Origin of the sequence: Cryobacterium sinapicolor (genome assembly GCF_004403465.1) — a bacterium.
In the GTDB taxonomy this organism is placed as follows: domain Bacteria; phylum Actinomycetota; class Actinomycetes; order Actinomycetales; family Microbacteriaceae; genus Cryobacterium; species Cryobacterium sinapicolor.
Map to the genome: position 1 here is coordinate 1 of NZ_SOGQ01000065.1, position 17,950 is coordinate 17,950.

At 62.2% G+C, this 17,950-nt stretch carries 16 protein-coding genes and 1 pseudogene; 13 read left to right on the forward strand and 4 right to left on the reverse strand.

The annotated features are described in order from the left end of the window. The first annotated feature begins 1,295 nt into the window (after positions 1-1,295). The 6 genes and pseudogenes from E3T28_RS12620 to E3T28_RS17415 all read left to right on the forward strand — a co-directional run. Entirely contained in the window at positions 1,296-1,961 is a 666-nt protein-coding gene (locus tag E3T28_RS12620; RefSeq protein WP_134431798.1) for a DedA family protein, read from the forward strand. Then, on the forward strand, positions 1,958-3,172 hold the full coding sequence (locus E3T28_RS12625) for a sensor histidine kinase (RefSeq protein ID WP_134431801.1): 1,215 nt from the start codon (positions 1,958-1,960) through the stop codon (positions 3,170-3,172). Before E3T28_RS12620 ends, E3T28_RS12625 begins: the two co-directional genes overlap by 4 nt. Next, entirely contained in the window at positions 3,169-3,837 is a 669-nt protein-coding gene (locus tag E3T28_RS12630; RefSeq protein ID WP_134431804.1) for a response regulator, read from the forward strand. Before E3T28_RS12625 ends, E3T28_RS12630 begins: the two co-directional genes overlap by 4 nt. A gap of 635 nt (positions 3,838-4,472) precedes the next feature. Further along, the gene (locus E3T28_RS12635; protein WP_134431806.1) at positions 4,473-5,072 is read left to right on the forward strand and encodes a TetR/AcrR family transcriptional regulator; all 600 of its coding nucleotides are present in this window, start codon (positions 4,473-4,475) and stop codon (positions 5,070-5,072) included. Continuing rightward, positions 5,069-6,913, forward strand: a complete 1,845-nt coding sequence (locus E3T28_RS12640; RefSeq protein WP_134431809.1) for an alpha/beta fold hydrolase — start codon at positions 5,069-5,071, stop codon at positions 6,911-6,913. The genes E3T28_RS12635 and E3T28_RS12640 overlap by 4 nt, the downstream gene beginning before the upstream one ends. Positions 6,914-7,046: 133 nt before the next feature. Further along, a pseudogene (locus tag E3T28_RS17415) lies at positions 7,047-7,818 on the forward strand (transposase family protein); the annotation flags it as partial. 346 nt (positions 7,819-8,164) lie between these two features. Here E3T28_RS17415 and E3T28_RS12655 read toward each other — a convergent pair. Genes E3T28_RS12655 through E3T28_RS12665 form a run of 3 tightly spaced genes read right to left on the reverse strand, consistent with a single transcriptional unit; the run spans position 8,165 to position 10,547 of the window. Beyond that, positions 8,165-9,454, reverse strand: coding sequence for an ABC transporter permease (locus E3T28_RS12655; protein ID WP_134431818.1), 1,290 nt, complete (start codon positions 9,452-9,454; stop codon positions 8,165-8,167). Continuing rightward, positions 9,451-10,167: an ABC transporter ATP-binding protein gene (locus E3T28_RS12660; protein ID WP_134431821.1), complete on the reverse strand. Its 717-nt coding sequence runs from the start codon at positions 10,165-10,167 to the stop codon at positions 9,451-9,453. The genes E3T28_RS12655 and E3T28_RS12660 overlap by 4 nt, the downstream gene beginning before the upstream one ends. Next, the gene (locus tag E3T28_RS12665; protein ID WP_134431824.1) at positions 10,167-10,547 is read right to left on the reverse strand and encodes a DUF805 domain-containing protein; all 381 of its coding nucleotides are present in this window, start codon (positions 10,545-10,547) and stop codon (positions 10,167-10,169) included. Before E3T28_RS12665 ends, E3T28_RS12660 begins: the two co-directional genes overlap by 1 nt. Before the next feature lie 117 nt (positions 10,548-10,664). Between E3T28_RS12665 and E3T28_RS17420 the strand changes: the two genes are divergently transcribed. Both E3T28_RS17420 and E3T28_RS17425 read left to right on the forward strand, forming a co-directional pair. Then, entirely contained in the window at positions 10,665-10,934 is a 270-nt protein-coding gene (locus tag E3T28_RS17420; protein WP_241979330.1) for a TetR family transcriptional regulator, read from the forward strand. Beyond that, on the forward strand, positions 10,935-11,414 hold the full coding sequence (locus E3T28_RS17425; RefSeq protein WP_241979331.1) for a TetR/AcrR family transcriptional regulator C-terminal domain-containing protein: 480 nt from the start codon (positions 10,935-10,937) through the stop codon (positions 11,412-11,414). A gap of 335 nt (positions 11,415-11,749) precedes the next feature. Here E3T28_RS17425 and E3T28_RS12675 read toward each other — a convergent pair whose 3' ends face one another. Next, the gene (locus E3T28_RS12675; RefSeq protein ID WP_338145402.1) at positions 11,750-12,433 is read right to left on the reverse strand and encodes a TetR/AcrR family transcriptional regulator C-terminal domain-containing protein; all 684 of its coding nucleotides are present in this window, start codon (positions 12,431-12,433) and stop codon (positions 11,750-11,752) included. 277 nt (positions 12,434-12,710) lie between these two features. Between E3T28_RS12675 and E3T28_RS12680 the strand changes: the two genes are divergently transcribed. The 5 genes from E3T28_RS12680 (at position 12,711) to E3T28_RS12700 (ending at position 17,021) form a co-directional block, all read left to right on the forward strand. Then, a complete protein-coding gene (locus E3T28_RS12680; RefSeq protein WP_241979332.1) occupies positions 12,711-13,664 on the forward strand; it encodes an NAD(P)-dependent alcohol dehydrogenase in 954 nt (317 codons plus the stop codon). A 12-nt stretch (positions 13,665-13,676) separates the two neighbouring features. After that, positions 13,677-14,066: a DUF805 domain-containing protein gene (locus tag E3T28_RS12685; protein ID WP_134431833.1), complete on the forward strand. Its 390-nt coding sequence runs from the start codon at positions 13,677-13,679 to the stop codon at positions 14,064-14,066. Between the two features lie 94 nt (positions 14,067-14,160). Further along, positions 14,161-14,892: a DUF4386 domain-containing protein gene (locus E3T28_RS12690; protein WP_134431835.1), complete on the forward strand. Its 732-nt coding sequence runs from the start codon at positions 14,161-14,163 to the stop codon at positions 14,890-14,892. A 369-nt stretch (positions 14,893-15,261) separates the two neighbouring features. Continuing rightward, on the forward strand, positions 15,262-16,218 hold the full coding sequence (locus E3T28_RS12695; protein WP_134431838.1) for an ABC transporter ATP-binding protein: 957 nt from the start codon (positions 15,262-15,264) through the stop codon (positions 16,216-16,218). Continuing rightward, on the forward strand, positions 16,215-17,021 hold the full coding sequence (locus tag E3T28_RS12700) for an ABC transporter permease (RefSeq protein WP_134431841.1): 807 nt from the start codon (positions 16,215-16,217) through the stop codon (positions 17,019-17,021). Before E3T28_RS12695 ends, E3T28_RS12700 begins: the two co-directional genes overlap by 4 nt. Positions 17,022-17,950 lie beyond the last annotated feature (929 nt).

Sequence of the window (17,950 nt, forward strand, 5' to 3'; positions counted from 1 at the left end):
GTGACGGGTATCGAAACGCCGAGCGGATGCCCTGTTCGCGCACGCCGCTCGAGATCGTACTCATCTAAGCGCGTCGACGACACGACCCAGTCCAATGCGGCATCCGCCAAGTCGATGGATTCTCGCGACGCCCACAACCCGACTCGCCTGCAATCGCGGGCTCCCATGCCGGGGATCTCTACCGGCGAACTGAGACTGAAGGCCGTAAACGGCATAGGAAAGCGGCAGGACCGAAGTGAGTGCTGGGAATGGGGTGTTGAGCGCGGTAGCTAGAATCTGCCGCCCTTCGCTGCGACTTGGGCTGCGAGCAATAAGAACGAAGACCTCTCCAATTAGCCTCACCATTCCATCCTGAAGGCGCTAACGTCACCCAAGTCATGAGCGCGCCCACACAGCTTTCCGCAATTGATTGGCGCGACACGACGACGCCTCCCTGATCCGGCGCAATGGCCCGGCGATGATGGCCCAAGGCCACGCACACTGTCGCAACCGGGTCGCTGACCGCGCCGATGGGTCTGAACTATTTCGGGTCCAACCAGTAACAACTGTGCTCAACCAGACATGTAATAGGTATGGGGTTGAAACCAACAGGTGAAAGTAGTGCAGCTCGGTTCGGGGAACTGTCCGACTGCACGTATGCCGACGTGCTGCGATTCGTGCGGCGCCGATCCGGTCCGGATTCGGCAGATAGCTACAATCGCCACAGACCCCCTACCGGCATCGGCGGCAAATCACCCATCGACCGCGTTCACAATGTCAGTGGGACGAACAGCTAGCGCGGTCGCCTACGCCAGCGACCACCTCATGGCGAGTGCGATCCGAGTCGCCAGCGCCACAGGGTACCCACCGTCCACGAGACCATCCACTATCGACTGAAGTTCGTCATCAGTCGCAGCCGCAGCCGCAGCCACCTTCCAGATGAGCCCCGCCGCGGCCAGCGACCGGTGGGCGGGCCATTGACGATATTATCGCCAAGTGCTCCGTTATCGGGGTTGCTCGCCATCGTTTTTGCTTCCAGTCGTCAGTGGGCTTGCCTAGTCCGCCAGCCATGACCTGAGTGCTGAATGGAAATTCTTGGCCGTGTGGCGTCGAGGTGGGGTCGCCCCCGCGCTTGAACTGCCCCAAGGTCAGCAACTGGCGAGATGACCGTGGCAATGATTCGCCGATAACAGGCAAGGAATAGCGGCAGCCCCGCCTCAACCACACGCTGCGGTTTCAAATACCGCTCCCTCGTAGGGGAGCATGAATACCTCAGAGTGATGCCCTGACATTGCCGGTGTTCGTAGCGTCGATGTATGGATTTCATCAATGAGCTCATCATCGCGGCGGTTGCCTCCCCGTGGCTCTATCTAGTCATGTTCGCTGTAGCACTCGTCGACGGCTTCTTCCCGCCGATTCCCAGCGAGATGGTGCTCGTCGCGGCAGCGGCCGCAGCAGCATCGTCCGGCGGCCCGAACCTCCTCGTGCTCGGCGCGGTAGCGGCCGCGGGTGCAATGATCGGCGACAACATCGCATACGCCATCGGCCGTTCCGTCGGAAACGCGCGCTTCCGATGGATGCGCCGACCGCGTGTCGCCGCCAGCTTGGACTGGGCGCAGCGACGTCTCCAGAGCAATGGCACGGGCCTAATCCTCGTTGGACGCTTCATCCCGGTCGGACGCGTGGCCGTCAACATGTCCGCCGGTGCTGTCGGGTACCCCTGGCGTCGGTTCCTCCCTCTCAGCGCCGTTGCCGGAGCTACCTGGGCGGCATACAGCGCGGGTCTCGGCCTAGTGGCGGGGCAATGGCTTACTGATCAGCCTCTGCTGAGCGCGCTCCTGGGAACATCTTTGGCGCTCGTCATCAGCGTTGTTATTGATCAGCTGATGGGAATTCGCCGACGTCAAGTTTTGGCCCGCGCTAAGAACGACTCCGGGAAAGATGCCCTGGCCAACGCTCCCCAGTACAGCATGACAAAATGAACTATATGGATAGATCCGGGCAGCGCAACAGGAAAGTCGCCGGTCCTCTGGTACTCCTGATAATCTCCGCCGTCGCTTTAGCCACCGTTCTAGTCCCGATCCACACCGTTTTCTACGGCACAGCGCTTCCGATAGCCTTACTCCTCGGCTCCATGCTCACCGGTGCTCTGCTGGTCGCGATCCCGAATCCGCGGTTCGCCATCGGGCTGTTCTTGGTCGCGGCTTTCTTCCTGCCCTTCTTCGTTATCCCGGAAAGTGTTGGGCCGTGGCCGTGGACGGTACCCGCACTCATCACCTTTGCCGCATTCGTCGCCGTGGTCACCTTTTTGCACGGCTGGAGAATGGGCCTGACTCCGCTGCTCGTCGGCATCGCCGGCTCTCTTGCCGCGCCTCTGCTGCAGCCTCGGGTCGCGGCAGCGAACCCACCTACCGCCGATCTCATCGTCGCCACGTCCATCAGCATCGTCGCCTATTTCGTCGCCATACTTCTGGCAGGCCGAATCCGCGCCAAAAGGGAGCTCGCGCGTGAGCGGGAGTCTACCGCGCTGGAGCAGTCCCGCCGAGTGCTCATGGAGGAGCGCAACCGTATTGCTCGGGAACTGCATGATGTGGTGGCGCATAGCCTGTCGCTCATCCAAGTTCAAGCATCCAGCGCACGCTACCGTGTACCCGATCTCGCCGACGACGCTGCCAGAGAACTGGACGAAATCGCCGCCACCGCTCGCGGATCCCTGACGGAGATGCGCAGGCTTCTAGGTGTGTTGCGGACTGACGGCCAGACGGTCGAGCTCGCTCCGCAAGAGAGCATCGAAGACATTCCGTCCCTGGTGGACAGCACCCGCCGAAGCGGCGTTGACGTCGCTCTCGAACTCATCGCCGTGACCCCGGCTGTCCCTGAGACCGTTCAGATCGCAGCTTTCCGCATTGTCCAAGAGTCGCTAAGCAACGCGGTTCGTCATGCCCCGGGCGCAGTGGTGTCTGTCCACGTGCGGACGGAACCATCTATGCTGCGGCTGCGCGTGCACAATACCGCCGCCGGGATATCGTCGACGCAAGGCGCCGGCCACGGACTGACCGGGATGCGAGAGCGTGTCGCGCTCCTCGGCGGCAGCCTCGAGGTTGGTGCCGATACTGACGGCGGCTGGACAGTCAACGCCGTGCTGCGCTGGGACCAGGACCAGGAGCCGAACGCCGAAATGGAAAGAACGTGACCATCAACGTACTCGTTGTCGACGACCAAGCAATGGTGCGCGCCGGCTTTTCGGCGCTCTTGGACGCACACGAGGGCATCAATGTCGTGGGGCAGGCCGCAGACGGCGCCGAAGCTGTATCCCTTTCCGTCCGCCTCAACCCCGACGTGATCCTCATGGATGTGCGGATGCCGCACCTCGACGGGATCCAAGCGACCAAACGCATCTTGGGCTCCTCCTATCCCGCAGCGCACATCCCACGCATCCTCATGCTCACCACATTTGATATCGACGATTACGTTTACGACGCTCTTCAGGCCGGCGCGAGCGGTTTCATCCTCAAGGATGCGCTAGCCGAAGAGCTGGTGCACGCCGTCCGCGTGGTCGCCGCCGGTGACGCATTGTTGGCTCCGAGTGTGACCCGGCGGATGATCTCTAGATTCGCGGCCCAGAAGCCGCGTGAATCGCGAACATCGGCTTTGCTTGCCGACCTCACCGATCGCGAGCGTGAAGTGCTCGTGCTCATGGGCGAGGGCAGATCCAACAAAGAAATCGGGGCATCGCTTTTCATCGCGGAGCAGACGGTGAAGACGCACGTGGGCAAGGTGCTGGCAAAGATCGGTGCGCGCGACCGAGTGCAGGCCGTGATCTTCGCGTACGATGCCGGCCTCGCCGAGCCCTCATAGCTTCTCGACCACCGCTGTTTCTCAGCCCAGGTATGAGTCGAGCCGAAACCGCAGGTTGATGTGCGTCCCGACGCCGCATTCACAGGCTCCTTGGACAACGACCCAGGAGGTCCTTATGTCGTTCGACCAAGTTCTGCCCACGGCGCCGCCGACCGCTCGCACGAACGTGCGCGAGATCGCAATCGACTTTGTCCGAGCACTGTGATCCGCCCACTTCGATCCCTCTTCCAGCGAGGAGCAGATGGCAGCCATCAAGGCTCGAGGGATTCCAACGCGGAGATGAGCGCCACTCTCTTCCTCGCCGAATCCACAGTCAAAACCCACGCATACGAGCACGGCCTGATACGCACGTGAACTGGTCGCGCCAGGGCCTCTCAGGCCCCTTCCGACGCCCTGCGGACACTGAAAAGTCCGCCGTTGGGGAACACCACGCGATTAAGCGCAACCTCGCGGTGACCTCGAACGTGGACAAATGGGCCTTGTGTCACCCATCTATGTGGATGTCGGGCCTGAAGCGCTTGTTGGTCGACCCGAGCGCGACACGTCGTTGAGCGATGACATCGCCTATGGGCTGGACGTGCTCCACACTAAGTTGATCGATTGACAGAATATACAGACTGGTCTACATTTTAGGGATGACCACACTCTCCACTAAGGGCGACGCAACGCGTCAGCGTCTCACCGAGTCGATGCTCCAACTTATTCAAGACAAGGGGTACCACGGTGCCGGCCTTACTGCGGTACTCGAACACTCAGGCGCTCCGAGGGGGTCGTTGTACTACCATTTTCCGGGCGGCAAATCGCAACTGGGAAGCGCCGCCATTGTTCTGACTGCCGAACAGTTCCGGTTTTCGATCACCGAAGGCATAGCGATGACCGATTCCGTTGACGGGTTTGTCGACGCTGTGGTCGAGGGGCTTACCGGGCAGCTAGTCGGGAGCGACTTCCGTGCCGCCTGTCCCGTCGCCGCCGTCACGCTCGACGCCGGGTCTGGAGATGCGCAGCTTCGTGCCGCGTGCCGCGACGCCTACGCATCATGGATTGCAACGCTTCAGGCGTACCTGGCGTCGTCCCACGCAGGTGACACTCGTGGCCTAGCCACGGCGGCAGTCTGTCTCATCGAAGGCGCGCTGGTTGTGTGCCGCGCGCAACGGAGCACGGAGCCGCTCGTCTCTGCTGCCAGAGCGCTGAAACTCCTGTTTGAACCCGGCAACACCCAGGGGGGAGACCGTTGAGCGACTCTCGGACGGCACTTGTCTTCGGAGCGAGCGGATTCATCGGCCGGTGGCTGGTGCGTGAGTTGCTCGCGCGAGGGGTCGCGGTCGTCGCGGCTGTGCGAAGCGAACGCTCGTATGCCCAACTCTCCTTGTGGCTCGCCGCCCACGGTACGGGTCAGCAAGTGGATCATGTCCTCGTCGACTTCGATGATGCGCGCCTCGGGCTCGACCCGGCGGATCGTTCGATCGGCGGTGTAACCGAGGTCTACAACGTCGCAGGTGCCTATCGTTTCGGAATGACGATCAACCAGGCACGTGCAGCCAATGTCACATCATCCGAGCGGATCGTAATTTTCGCCTCGCAGCTGCCCTCCCTGACCAGGCTGGTACACCTCTCCGGCTATCGGGTGGGCGGACAGGACCCAGCACAAGTGCCGTGGTCTTCCGCGCGAGTGGAGGCGGAGTACGCACGCTTGGGCGCCTACGAGGCATCCAAGGTCGAGTCCGATGCCGTGGTCCAAGCCACCGCCTCAAAACTCGGCGTTCCCTGGACCATCGTGAATCCAGCGACCGTAATCGGAGACTCGGTCACGGGCGAGTCAGAGCAGCTCCTCGGCATTGCCGGCACCATCCGCGAGCTGCGAAGCGGGAACCTTGCGGCATTGCCAGGCGGGGACGACACGTTCGTTCCCGTCGTGACTGTTGACTACCTTGCGGCATTCATGGCTCTCCTCCCAACCGTGCCAAGCACCCGGAGCCAATCCTTCTGGCCCCTCGATGACGCGACACCGCCGCTCCCAACGATGTTGACGATGCTCGCGAAGCATCTCGACGTCCGCGCGCCCCGGTTTCGAATTCCGGTCCGGCTCCTACGCGCACTGCCACCGGGAATCACGAAAGCCCATCCCGAAACGTTGAGTTTCCTCTCCTCAGATCGGTACCCGACATCCTCGGCGAACGATCTCGCGGAAAGCCACGGACTGCATCACCCCGACGTGACCGTCTCACTCAAGCGATGGGCGGACTACCTCGTCGCCCATCGTTTTGGCATAATTCCCCCTTCGGCGGCAGTGCGAACGTTCACGAGTCACGCCGGTGTTCGCACCTTTTCCATTGGGAAGTCCGACGCCCACACGATCGTGTTGCCGGGCCTGCCGGTGAGCGCCGAGACCTGGGCGGAAACAGCCCAACTGGTCGGCGGCTGGGTCCTCGACCTGCCGGGACTGGGGTCGAGCGCGGGATCATCACGTGACTGGCATGCATGGCTCGAATCGGTAATCGGCGACAGCAGAAACGTTCATCTCGTGGGTCATTCGGTCGGTGCCGCCCTGGCTCTGGAATACGCGGCAGATCACCCGGACATCGTTGCGCGCCTTACGCTGATCTCGCCCCATTTTCTTCAGACCCGAGCTGCGCTCACGCAGCGGCTGGTCCCGCTCGCATGGGCGTACTTCAAAAGCGTTACTGCTGTGCGTTTGGCAGAAGTGCTCACGGGAAATCAGGACCAAGCCGAGAAGCTTCAGTCGAGCGTCGCGGACCTTCGCCGAGGAAGCGCTCGAGCCACCGCACGACTCCTTCGGGGGGCGGCCCAACCGAAGCGCCGTCGAAATCTTGCTCGGCTGCTCGCTCAGTACCCGGGCGACGTGCAGCTAATTGTCGGGTCGGATGATCCGCTGCTCGTCGACGCGGAAAGTGTCGCAGCGGTGTCACGCGACGGGCGACCCATACCGGTCCACATCATCCACAGCGCGGGCCATCATCCGCAACTGACGCATGCGGCCACCGTCGCACGTCTCATCCATGCCGAGGCCCGAGATGCGGGTCGGCCTCCCGCGCCTCCCGCCCTCGCAGACCTTTAATAGTCGTCTCGCTGTACTGAGCCAACAGGTTGGTGACATTCGGGGTCTAAAAAAAGGGAGAACCTCCGGTTCTAGTGGAGATGTCAAAGTCGCCACGAACACGGAGGTTCTCAAACCCCTCGCTAATACCCGTTTGACCGTTCATGGAAGGTCGTTGCTGATCGAACGAGTGAACATTGATGGTCACCCGGTCTCACACGTCGCCAAAGAACTCGGCATCGCCCGGCAGTGCGCCCATCAGTTGATCAACCGGCACCGCGCGGAGGGGGCGGCCTGCCTCACCAACCGGTCGTCGCGGCAACTGCCCGAGGAAGACCAGGCCCCGGCGCGAGGCAGCTGTGTTCGTGGCCCGGCTGCTGGACCGAGACGGGCCGTTGGGAATCGCGGCCATCACCGGGGTGCCGGCCCGGACCGTCTCTCGGATCCTGGCCCACTATGGTTTCCCGCCGTTGTCTTGGTTTGATCCATTCACTGGCGACACCATTTGTTCCTCCCGAGCCACCTCGAACCGGTATGAACGCGACAAGCCTGGCGGGCTGGTGCGCATTGACGTGAAGAATCTCGGTCGCATCCCGGACGGCGGCGGCTGGCGTGCCTGAGGACGAGAAGCGACCGTGGCACACAAACACAAGAGGACCCGCATCGGCTTCGACGACAGCAACGCCGTCATCGACGACCACTGCCGACTCGCCTACGCCGAGATACACGACGATGAGAACGGCACCACCACTGCTGGCGTCCTCCTCCGCGCCGTCGACATCTTCGCCCGCAATGGCATCAGCCGCATCGAACGCGTCATCTCCGACAAGGCCTTCGCCCAGCTCGGCGCCGAGCAACGCTTTATCAAACCGCACTGCCCCTGGACCAACGGCAAAGTCGAACGCGTCAACCGCACCCTCACCACCGGCCGATGAATCCGCTCGCTCCGAAGACAAGTGCCGTTCGAGAGGCGCTCAACGATCTTCCCCCTGGCTGTTGACGGTTCCGAACGGGAGTTTGAGCGCTCTGGCAGCCGAGACGAGCGGCTCCGTTGCGCGCGGCACACGACCAGCCGCCTGTACCTCAACGCCGGGGGCGGAAACCAACCCCGACGAACTAACAAACAGCACTACCAGTTCGCCGAGCAGTTTCTCTACTTTGATGCATTTATCGTTCACCTGCCCAATGATGCGAGGGACCAATGCCTGAAGACCTGATCGAGCGCGTCGGAAACGACGGTCGGAGGGATGTGCTGCATAGCCAGACCGTCGATTATTCGTACCGGAGGGCTTCGATCGGGTTCTGCCGTGCGGCACGCCTAGCTGGTAGTGTTCCGGCGAGGAAGGCAATCGCCATGACGATCAGGATGATTGTGGCCACTGGTGCGACCTCGAACCTCAGAACCTGCAGCCCTTCCAAATCCGCCAAGAAAGTGCCGGCGAGCAGGCCGTTGGCGGCCGTGCCGACTGCGATCGCTGCTCCGGCACCGAGGACGCTGCCAAGAAAACCTATGAACACCGCCTCGGCGCTGAAGAGTGCGTAGATGCGCCCGGCGCCCATGCCCATCGCCTTCATGAGGCCGATCTCCCGGGTGCGCTCCTGCACGCTCATCAACAGGGTATTGATGATGCCGAATCCGGCGGCTATCAGCGCGATGACGGCGAATGCGTTCAGCAAAGCAACGATTGCGTCGACCACCGTTTGGATGATCCCGATCTGGTCGGCGACCGTGGCTGCAGCAAATCCCTTGCCAGCCAGCGCCGTTTGAATGTCGTCGACCTGCTCGTCTGTGGCGTTGGCGTCGAAGCGCGCCGTTGCCAGGATGGCGCCCTCGGAGGCTGACTGTGGCCGCCCGACACTCTGCGTGGTGTGTAGTTCGTCGAGGAGCGCCTGGTTCAGCGCGGCGCCGGTAGCGAGGATTGTCTCATTCTGTATGCCGGCGACGGTGGCATTGACCTCGTGCATCTCACCGAGGTAATCGACGACGCCGATCTGGATGGTCTTCCCGATCGCGGCTTGCTCGTCGGCGAAGCCGAGGGCGTCGACATACGAGGTGACGAGCAGGATCTGCGGCTCACCGCCGCTGTTGTCGAGCGGGGCGCCGGCGGACAGGTCGGGTGTGGTGAGAGTGGCGCTGTCATTGACGCCGAGAATGAATTTCCCGTGGCCGTCGTACTCGGCGTAGCGCGGGTTAACCTGCTGCACGGCACTGACGTCCACAATGCCTTCAACAGCCCGGATAGCGGCGAGGTCCTCCTCGGTTAGGGCCTCAGCATCAAATTGGGCGAAGCCGGCGCCGACGATTGCGTCGTCAGGGTCATACGGGGCAGGCCCCTCATCGCCCTGACCGGTATCGTCCGTCGCCTTGGTGACAGAGAGCACGTCTTTCGCGCCGAATGCGCCGATCTGAGTTTCGATGTAGTTGGAGACGCCCGTTCCGATGGCGCTCGTGATGGTGAGGGTGAACGCCCCGATGACGATAGCAACTACCGTGAGAACGGTGCGAAGTTTGCTGCGGAGGCTATTGGCGATCGCAGCGGTGAGGATATTGGCGGCATTCATGCGGGAGCTCCTGAAATGGCTGTCGCGGGCACTGCGCGCCCATCGCGGATGAAGAGTTGTCGGTCGCACCGTGCAGCCAACTCGGAATCGTGGGTGACCACGACCAAGGTCATCCCGTACTCCTTGTTCAACGAGAACAGGATGTCCTCAACGAGCCGGCCAGTCCCGGTATCGAGATTGCCGGTCGGTTCGTCGGCGAAGATCACCCGCGGATTGTTGACCAGCGCGCGGGCGATAACGACGCGCTGCTTTTGGCCGCCGGAGAGATTCACGGCTTTGCTTTTCGCTTTATCAGCCATTTCCAACTGGGTGAGCACGGCCATGCCGCGCACCTTCCTCTCGCGGCGGCTGACGCCGGCGATCTTCAACGGCAGCACGACGTTGTCGAGGACCGTCGCGTTCGGGGTAAGAAAGAACTGCTGGAATACGAACCCAAAATCCTGGTTCCTCATCCTGTTGAGTTGGCGCGCACTCAGTTGAGACGAGTCGACGCCGTCGATGCGAAGCGCACCGTCATCCGGCTGGTCCAATAGCGCCAGCAGATGCATGAGGGTCGACTTGCCGGAGCCGCTCTTGCCGACGATGGCCACGGACTCGCCTTCATCAATGCGTAAGGAAACGCCCTTGAGCGCCTCGAAGCGGGAGGAGCCACGTCCGTAGGAACGGTGAATATCGATCGCCTCGAGGATCGCTTCACCCACACCATCGCTCATCAGCGCGCACCGTAAGCGGCGAGGGGCTTTGCGGTGGTGCGCGACAGAACGATGGGCCGCGGGGCACTGGGCTGAGCGCAGAGGATCGCGACAATGATGACCCCGACGAAGGGCATCAGAAGCCAGAACAGGTGTCCCCAGCTGAATGCCGCATCGCGGAGGCGACGCACCGCCACGGCAAGACTGGGAAGCAGGACCGCCAGCGCCCACGCGGAGCCGAGAAAGATACTGTCCCCCATGGCTACATCTGTGATCGCGTAAACAGCGGCGCCGGTGAGCTCGGTGAATAGAACCCACCACCAGAATTCGGAACGGGCGGCAGTGCCGCTGAAGTTTGCGTAGTTGCGGAAGCCCGCGCGAATCGAATCTAGGAACGCCATGCAATTTGCCTCTCTTGGATCAGCCGCAGCTGCATTAGGTGTACGACGTACGCCTCTATTGAGAATGATAGGGCGTACGCTGTACACTTGTCAACTTCGAAATTCAGGGAGACAACAATGTTCACGATCGACAAGACGGAGGTCCCTAGGCGAGAGCGCTTGAATCGGGATCGGGTGCTCGTTGTGGCCGTCGCCCTGGCGGACCACATTGACATCGATGCGATGAGCATGCGTCGATTGGCGGACGAGGTTACGATCGCGACGATGGCACTACACAAGCACGTCGCTGATAGGGAAGACCTGCTCGACGGAATGGTCGAAGTGATTATCCGGGTGAACGCCCCTTCGGTCAGGAACACCGGTTTGAAAGAGGCCATTCGGCTTTGAGTGCTGGCCGCTCGAAGAACACTTCCGCGCCACCGCTGGGCGTGCCCGGCGATAGAGTCCCGCGCCATCCCCACACCGTCCGTGCTCGAGTATCAGGACTCGTTTGCCGAGATGCTTTTGACCGGCGGCTTTACCCCCGACCTGGCCCACCACGCCATGCATGCTCTCGGCGGACGGATGTGGGGGTTTACTCAGGAGCTGTTCGACGGGTCCGCTGACGGCAAGACGGAAACCCCGCCACAAATAAGTCCTGAAGCGCAAAGCGCTATGTTCGCGCAAATGGCTGAGAGATATCCGTACATCGAGACGATCGCCACGGCCAAGCCGCACGACATCGCCTCCGTCGTGGGCCATGGATGCGACGACCAGTTCGAGTTCAAATTCGCCCTCGACCTACCCCTTGACGGATTCGAGCAACTTCGTCGGCTCGGTTGGACGTCCGCGCTGAAGACCGACGCCGGTCGCCCAGAAGGAACGTGAGTTGACAGACTTCTTCGAAGGGAGCCTCACCCGCTAACTACGCGATCTGCACCCCTGCTCAGTCGACCGAAAGAACACATGGCGCAAAGGCGGTTCGTCCGCCGCGACCATGACAAGCTCGATTCCGATGTCGCGAAAACAGCACCTCACCGGAGCCCCAATGACACCACCGAAAGCTGGAGCAGATCCAGATTCCGCCCGCACTGTCTGACGAGTCATACTTGCTTAACACTGACAAGAAAGACGACTCGCTCCCGCCGCTCGGATGACCGCCCGTCAACGTCGACCTGATTCCACTACGAGCGTCAAAGCAGGCGTCGCAGACGGGCGACCTATCACGCGGATGTCCATCCCCGCCGATGGAGTTGCTCAAATCCGTCCAGGAGCAGATCGAGAGCGAATTCGAACTCGAACTGGTCATCGCAGCCGCGTCCGACAACTGAGTCGTCGTCGTCGTGCGGCGTTGCGGTGGCGATGGTCACGATGTTTGGGTAGAGCGTTGCCATGTGGGCGAACATCTCGGCCTGAGCCGCGGGGTTCGCTGGCGATGCGACCTCTGACTTCGGTTTGGCCGTGCCGTCGAAGAGTTCTTGAGTGAATCCCCACATCCGGCCGCCGAGGGCATGCATGACGTGGTGGGCAAGGTCGGGGGTGAAGCCCCCGGCCAAGAAGGTTCCGGCGAATGAGTCCTGGTACTCCAGCACGGCAGGCGTCGGGGTGTTACGAGACTCGATTGCCTGGCGTGCCCATCGGTGGCGTTGGAGCGCGCTCCTCGCAGACAGCACACGTCGCCGGATGGCGTCCCGCCAGCCGGAATCGAGAAGGGGTGGGTCGATCTCTCGGATGATCACCTCAACCATCCCGTCGACAAGGTCCTCCTTGTCAGCGACGTGTTTGTAGAGCGCCATGGGCACAACGTCGAGCTCCTGTGCGAGTCGGCGCATGCTCAACGCATCGATGCCGATCTCATCGGCAAGGGCGACTGCAGCTTCGAGCACTCGCTGGCGGTTCAACCGCACACGCCTTGAAACTTCCGCTTGCTGGCTCATCTTTCCTGCCTCCCATGCTGAACTCGTGACTTGACAAGTGTACCTCGTACACCCTAGGCTGCCAACTACAGTGTACAGAGTACACCTTGTGTTTGCGCCGAGAGCCATAGGAGAAGTCCGAAATGCACACCTTCGCCCACCTTCCGATCACAACGTACCAATGAGGGCCGCTGTATACCGGCGGTTCGGGGGCCCTGAGGTCGTTCGTATTGAGGAACTGTCCAAGCCGCGACCGCGACGAGGAGAGGTGCTCATCAATGTTCGGGCAAGCACGGTCAGCGCCGCAGACTACCGGGCGCGCACGAAGGACGTCCCCAAGGGGTTGAAGCTCGTGACTTCGATCGCCCTTGGGTTTTTCGTTCCTCGCTTCCGCGTCCTCGGCATGGATGTCGCCGGAGTTGTGGAGGAGGTGGGGGCCGATGTTGCGGGGTTCCGGCCAGGAGATGAGGTGATTGCGATGCTTGGATCAAGATTCGGCGGGCACGCGGAATACGTCACCGTGCAGCAGGGCAGCGCTCTCACCGCGAAGCCTCGCAACATGACATTCGAGGACGCGGCGGCGTTGGTCTTCGGCGGGATCACCGCCAGAGCGCTTCTCAGCCAGGTGCAACTCGCGCCAGGGGCGTCAGTGCTAGTCAATGGTGCGTCTGGTGCGGTTGGAACGGCCGCCGTGCAACTCGCCCACCTCGCAGGCTCGCGAGTCACAGCCGTGTGCAGCGCCCCCAACAGCGATCTCGCCCACTCACTGGGCGCCAACCGAGTAATTGACTATACGCGGACCGACTTCACCCAGGAAACGAATGTCTATGACCTCGTCATCGACTGCGTCGGCAACGCCACCTTCGAGCAGTTGGAACCCCTGATCAAGCCAAACGGTGCACTGGTCTCCGTCATCTCGGACCTCACCGGCGTCATCAACGCCCGGAGCCGTAGTCGGCGCACTGGCAAGCGCATCATTGCGGGGAACGTCACTTACCTGAGCGGTGATCTCGCCGATGTCGCACGGCTCGCCTCGACCGGCCGGTTCCTGCCGGTGATCGACAAGATCTACGACCTCACCGCTATCGCGGAAGCGCATCGCTACGTCGACACCGGGCGGAAGAGAGGCAACGTCGTGGTGCGGGTCACGGCATCGCCCATGCCTGGACCTAACGCTGCATCGATTATCAACATACCCGTCACACCATCCGTCATTTCCTGAAAGGCAACTCCTATGACGTTCTTCCAATCCATCCGCACCGTCTTCCGCAAGTACGCAGACTTCACTGGGACCGCCGCCCGATCGGAATTCTGGTGGTGGGCCCTGTTCTCCACCCTGGTCAGCGTGGCGATCGACATCATTGCCGACGCCGCAACCGGCAGTGACACCATCATCGGCGCACTGTGGGCCCTCGCGGTACTCCTGCCGAGTCTCGCGGTGGCGGTTCGCCGCCTTCGCGATGCTGGCTTCAGCTGGGCACACCTCCTTTGGCTGCTTCTGCCCATTGTTGGATGCCTCATCACCGCGGTGCTGTGCGCTCAGCCGCCAGCGCGCAGCCTCGCCACTCAGCCGCTCGCCACCACGATCACCAGCACCGACACATCTCAGGGGATGCGATCGTGAGCAGCGCTGACATGCCGACTTGACAGAAGTACGACTTACACCTCAACTTTGGCTGGAAAGGTGTATGTCGTACACCTCATTCTTAGGAGTCATTATGAATCTGTCTAGACGAACCGCTGTCATCGCTGGAGTGTTCTTTCTGCTCACGGAGGTGGGCGCAATTGTGGGGGTCGTCCTCTACGACCCGATCTTGAACGCTGCTGACTACATCGCCGGCGCTGGCGCCGACGGCTCGATTCTCCTTGGCCTGCTCTTCGAACTGCTTCTGGTGATCGCCGCCGTCGGCACAGCCGTCACGCTCTACCCGATCCTGAAGCGGCAAAACGAGGGCCTGGCCCTAGCGTTTGTCGCAGCTCGCGTGCTTGAGGCAGCGATCATCCTCGTCGGGACTTTCAGCCTCCTGACGATTGTCACGCTCCGCCAGCAGTTCGCCGGGGCCACCGACGCTGACTTGGGTACGCTCTCCACTATCAGTTCCTCGCTTGTGGTCCTGCGCGACTGGACGTACCTTTTCGGCCCAAACTTCGCCCTCGGTGCCGCCTCGCTTCTCCTGGCGTCGCTGATGTACTCGTCTCGGCTGGTGCCCCGGCCAATCGCCGTACTCGGGCTGGCAGGCGGCACGCTGATCAGCCTCTCCGCCATCGCTGTGATGCTCGGCCTCTATGGGCAGTTCTCCACCCTCGGCCTCGTCGTGGCACTCCCCGTCTTCGCGTGGGAATTGTCTCTCGCCGTGTGGCTCATCACCAAGGGCTTCCGCCCAGTGAGCATCCTCACCACCCCCGCCGCACGCCTCGACATCGCCGCAGCCCAACCGGGTCTTCAGTGACTAAGAACCCCTGATGATTGAAAGCCCATTCGGCCGAGGTCAACGGAACATCGCAGCACGTCCGAAGGACTGTGGACCAATGGGTGAAATACCGAAACCGCGACTGAGTGACGACCTTCGTTGCGGGGCTCGGGGTTCGCCAGTTGGCTGAAGCTCCACCCTGGGACGCGGAGTCCTGGCGCAGACGCAACATCATCGACCTTGACAGTTTGACGTTTCCGCGTCGGCTGAACTCTGATAAGAATCGCGAATCGACGGCCTCAATAAGCATTCATCGTCCGCCGTGATCCACCGAGCGTCCACGCTCAGCTGACCTCAACCACCGCACAGGCAAATCCATCACATATCACCCGCCATCGACAGGAAATCATGATTCACGCAGAAGGCCTCACCAAGCATTACGGCACCAAGACCGCCGTCGACGCCATCAGCTTCACCGTCAAGCCTGGGCTCGTCACCGGCTTCCTCGGCCCAAACGGCGCGGGAAAGTCGACCACGATGCGCATGATTGTCGGGCTCGACCGTCCGACGGCAGGCAGCGTCACCGTCAACGGCAAACCCTACGCCGAGCACAGATCCCCGCTCACCGAAGTGGGAGCACTGCTCGACGCCAAGGCCATCCACACCGGCCGCAGCGCCTACAACCATCTTCTCGCCATGGGCGCAACCCACGGCATTGGCAAGTCGAGGGTCAACGACGTCATCGGCCTCACCGGCCTCGAGACCGTCGCCGGCAAGCGCGTCGGCGGCTTCTCCCTCGGCATGGGCCAGCGGCTCGGCATCGCCGCGGCACTGCTCGGCGACCCGGCAACCCTCATCCTCGACGAGCCAGTGAATGGCCTCGACCCCGAGGGCGTCATATGGGTGCGCAACCTCGCCCGGCACCTGGCAGGCGAGGGCCGCACCATCTTCCTCTCCTCCCACCTGATGAGCGAAATGGCACTAACCGCCGACCACCTCATCGTGCTTGGTCGCGGAAAGATCATCGCCGACGCTCCCGTCAGCGAGATCCTCGCAGCATCCACGCGCACCTCGGTGCGCGTCCGCACGCCGCAGGTCGACCGGCTCACCGAACTGCTGCGCGGCCCTGACACCACCATCACCACAGCCGAACTGGGCCTGCTGACCGTCACCGGCCTCACGGCTCCCGTCATCGGTGACGCCGCGGCGCGTGCCGGAATCGTGCTGCACGAGCTCACCCCCGTCGCCGCGTCACTCGAGGAGGCCTACATGGAACTCACCCAGGACGACATCGAATACCACACCGAGGCCCCGCCGGGCGTCAACACCACGACGAACACAAGCACCCAGGAGGTCGCTCGATGAACGCCACTACCACCACCACCCGCACCTACGAGTACCGCCTTACGGGCGCCGGCATCATCCGCTCGGAGTTCATCAAACTACGCACCGTGCGATCGACCGTCTGGCTCTACGCAAGCATGGTCGTGACCTCAGTGGGAATCGCGGCCCTGGTGGCGACGGCATCCGGCAACACGTCCGACTCGCCCATCTTGCCGCTCACCGCGGCCACGATCGGCACCTCCCTGGGACAACTGGTCGCCGCCGTGCTTGGCGTGCTCGTGGTCTCGGGAGAGTACGCCACCGGCATGATCCGCTCGACCATCAGCGCCGTGCCTAAGCGCCTCCCGGCCCTCGGCGCCAAGATGCTCGTGTTGTTCGTCACCACGTTCGTCGTCGGGCTTGTCAGCACATTCGGCGCCCTGTTTGCGGCTCTCCCCATTCTGGGCAGCCAGGGCGTCGAGGCGGACTATTCGGACGGGACATTGGTAGGAAGCCTCATGCTCGCGGCGCTATACCTCGCCCTCGTGTCGGTATTCTCCCTCGGCCTCGGCACCCTCCTGCGCAACAGCGCGGCAGGAATCGCGGTGGCGCTCGGAACCATCCTGCTCCTGCCGACAATCATGCAGATCATCTCGGCGCTCACGCAGGCGCAGTGGGCGCTCGACCTGTTCCCTTACTTGTTCAGCAACGCAGGCATGGGTATGTACTTGCCGGGCACCGGCAGCGCGGGACTCGACCAGTGGCAGAGCACGCTCATCGTGCTCGCCTGGGTTGCCGCCCCGGTCATCGCCGGCGCAGTACTGTTGAAGCGCCGGGACGCCTAGAGGCCCGGCATAGTCGAACCCCTGGATCTCCCTCGACGGGCACTCCGCGCCGGTCGAGGGGGAGTCACCCGTCCGGGCACGTTTCGCGCAACAGGTGCGTGTGCAGTCGTCCCGAGGATATGTTCGTTACTGGGGTCTCGTGCGTTCATTTCGCCGCCGTGCCCCGCATCGTCGCAGTCCGAGCATGGTCGTCCTGCGACCCGTTGGGTCGAACATCACCGCACCGCGTCGGTGCCGGGGAAGCCACTCCATCACATCGTACTTTCCAAAGCTGGCTGGCTGCAGCCCTATCGTCATTGCCTCACCGGCCCGGGCCCACCCGGTGCGCCAGCCTCGACGCCCCCCCTTGAAGAGCGTCGAGGAGTTATCGCTCGACGTGACGACCGGGAAAATCGGATAATCCTCCTCCGCCATCGTATCCGCTCCATGGTTCCTGCCAATGACGTAGCTCAGGCGGTCGTGCACGTTTGCTCCCGACACCCAGCATGATTCGTGCTCATGCCCGCAAACCGAGCGCCACCAGCCCAATGGCTACACCTGGGATAAGCACTCGACGCTCCGTGCAGACCAAGTGAGGCGGTGAAAGGGCCACCGGCGCTCATTGTGTAGTCCAGCCGAAACTGAACCCTTGTATCTGTGTGGCCCGAGCAACAACTGATTCGCCAGTCCAAACATGGTGTTGTCTGCTCAGCAGTCCATTACGACCTAGCCTCCATCGCAGCAAGTCCTGAAGAACAGAAGAACATTGGGAATTCGTTATCAGCCCGACTTGACAGGAGTACGGCGTACACTTTATTCTAATAAGCGCAAGGTGTATATTGTACACCTCATTCTTAGGAGTCATTATGAATCTGTCTAGACGAACCGCTGTCATCGCTGGAGTGTTCTTTCTGCTCACGGAGGTGGGCGCAATTGTGGGGGTCGTCCTC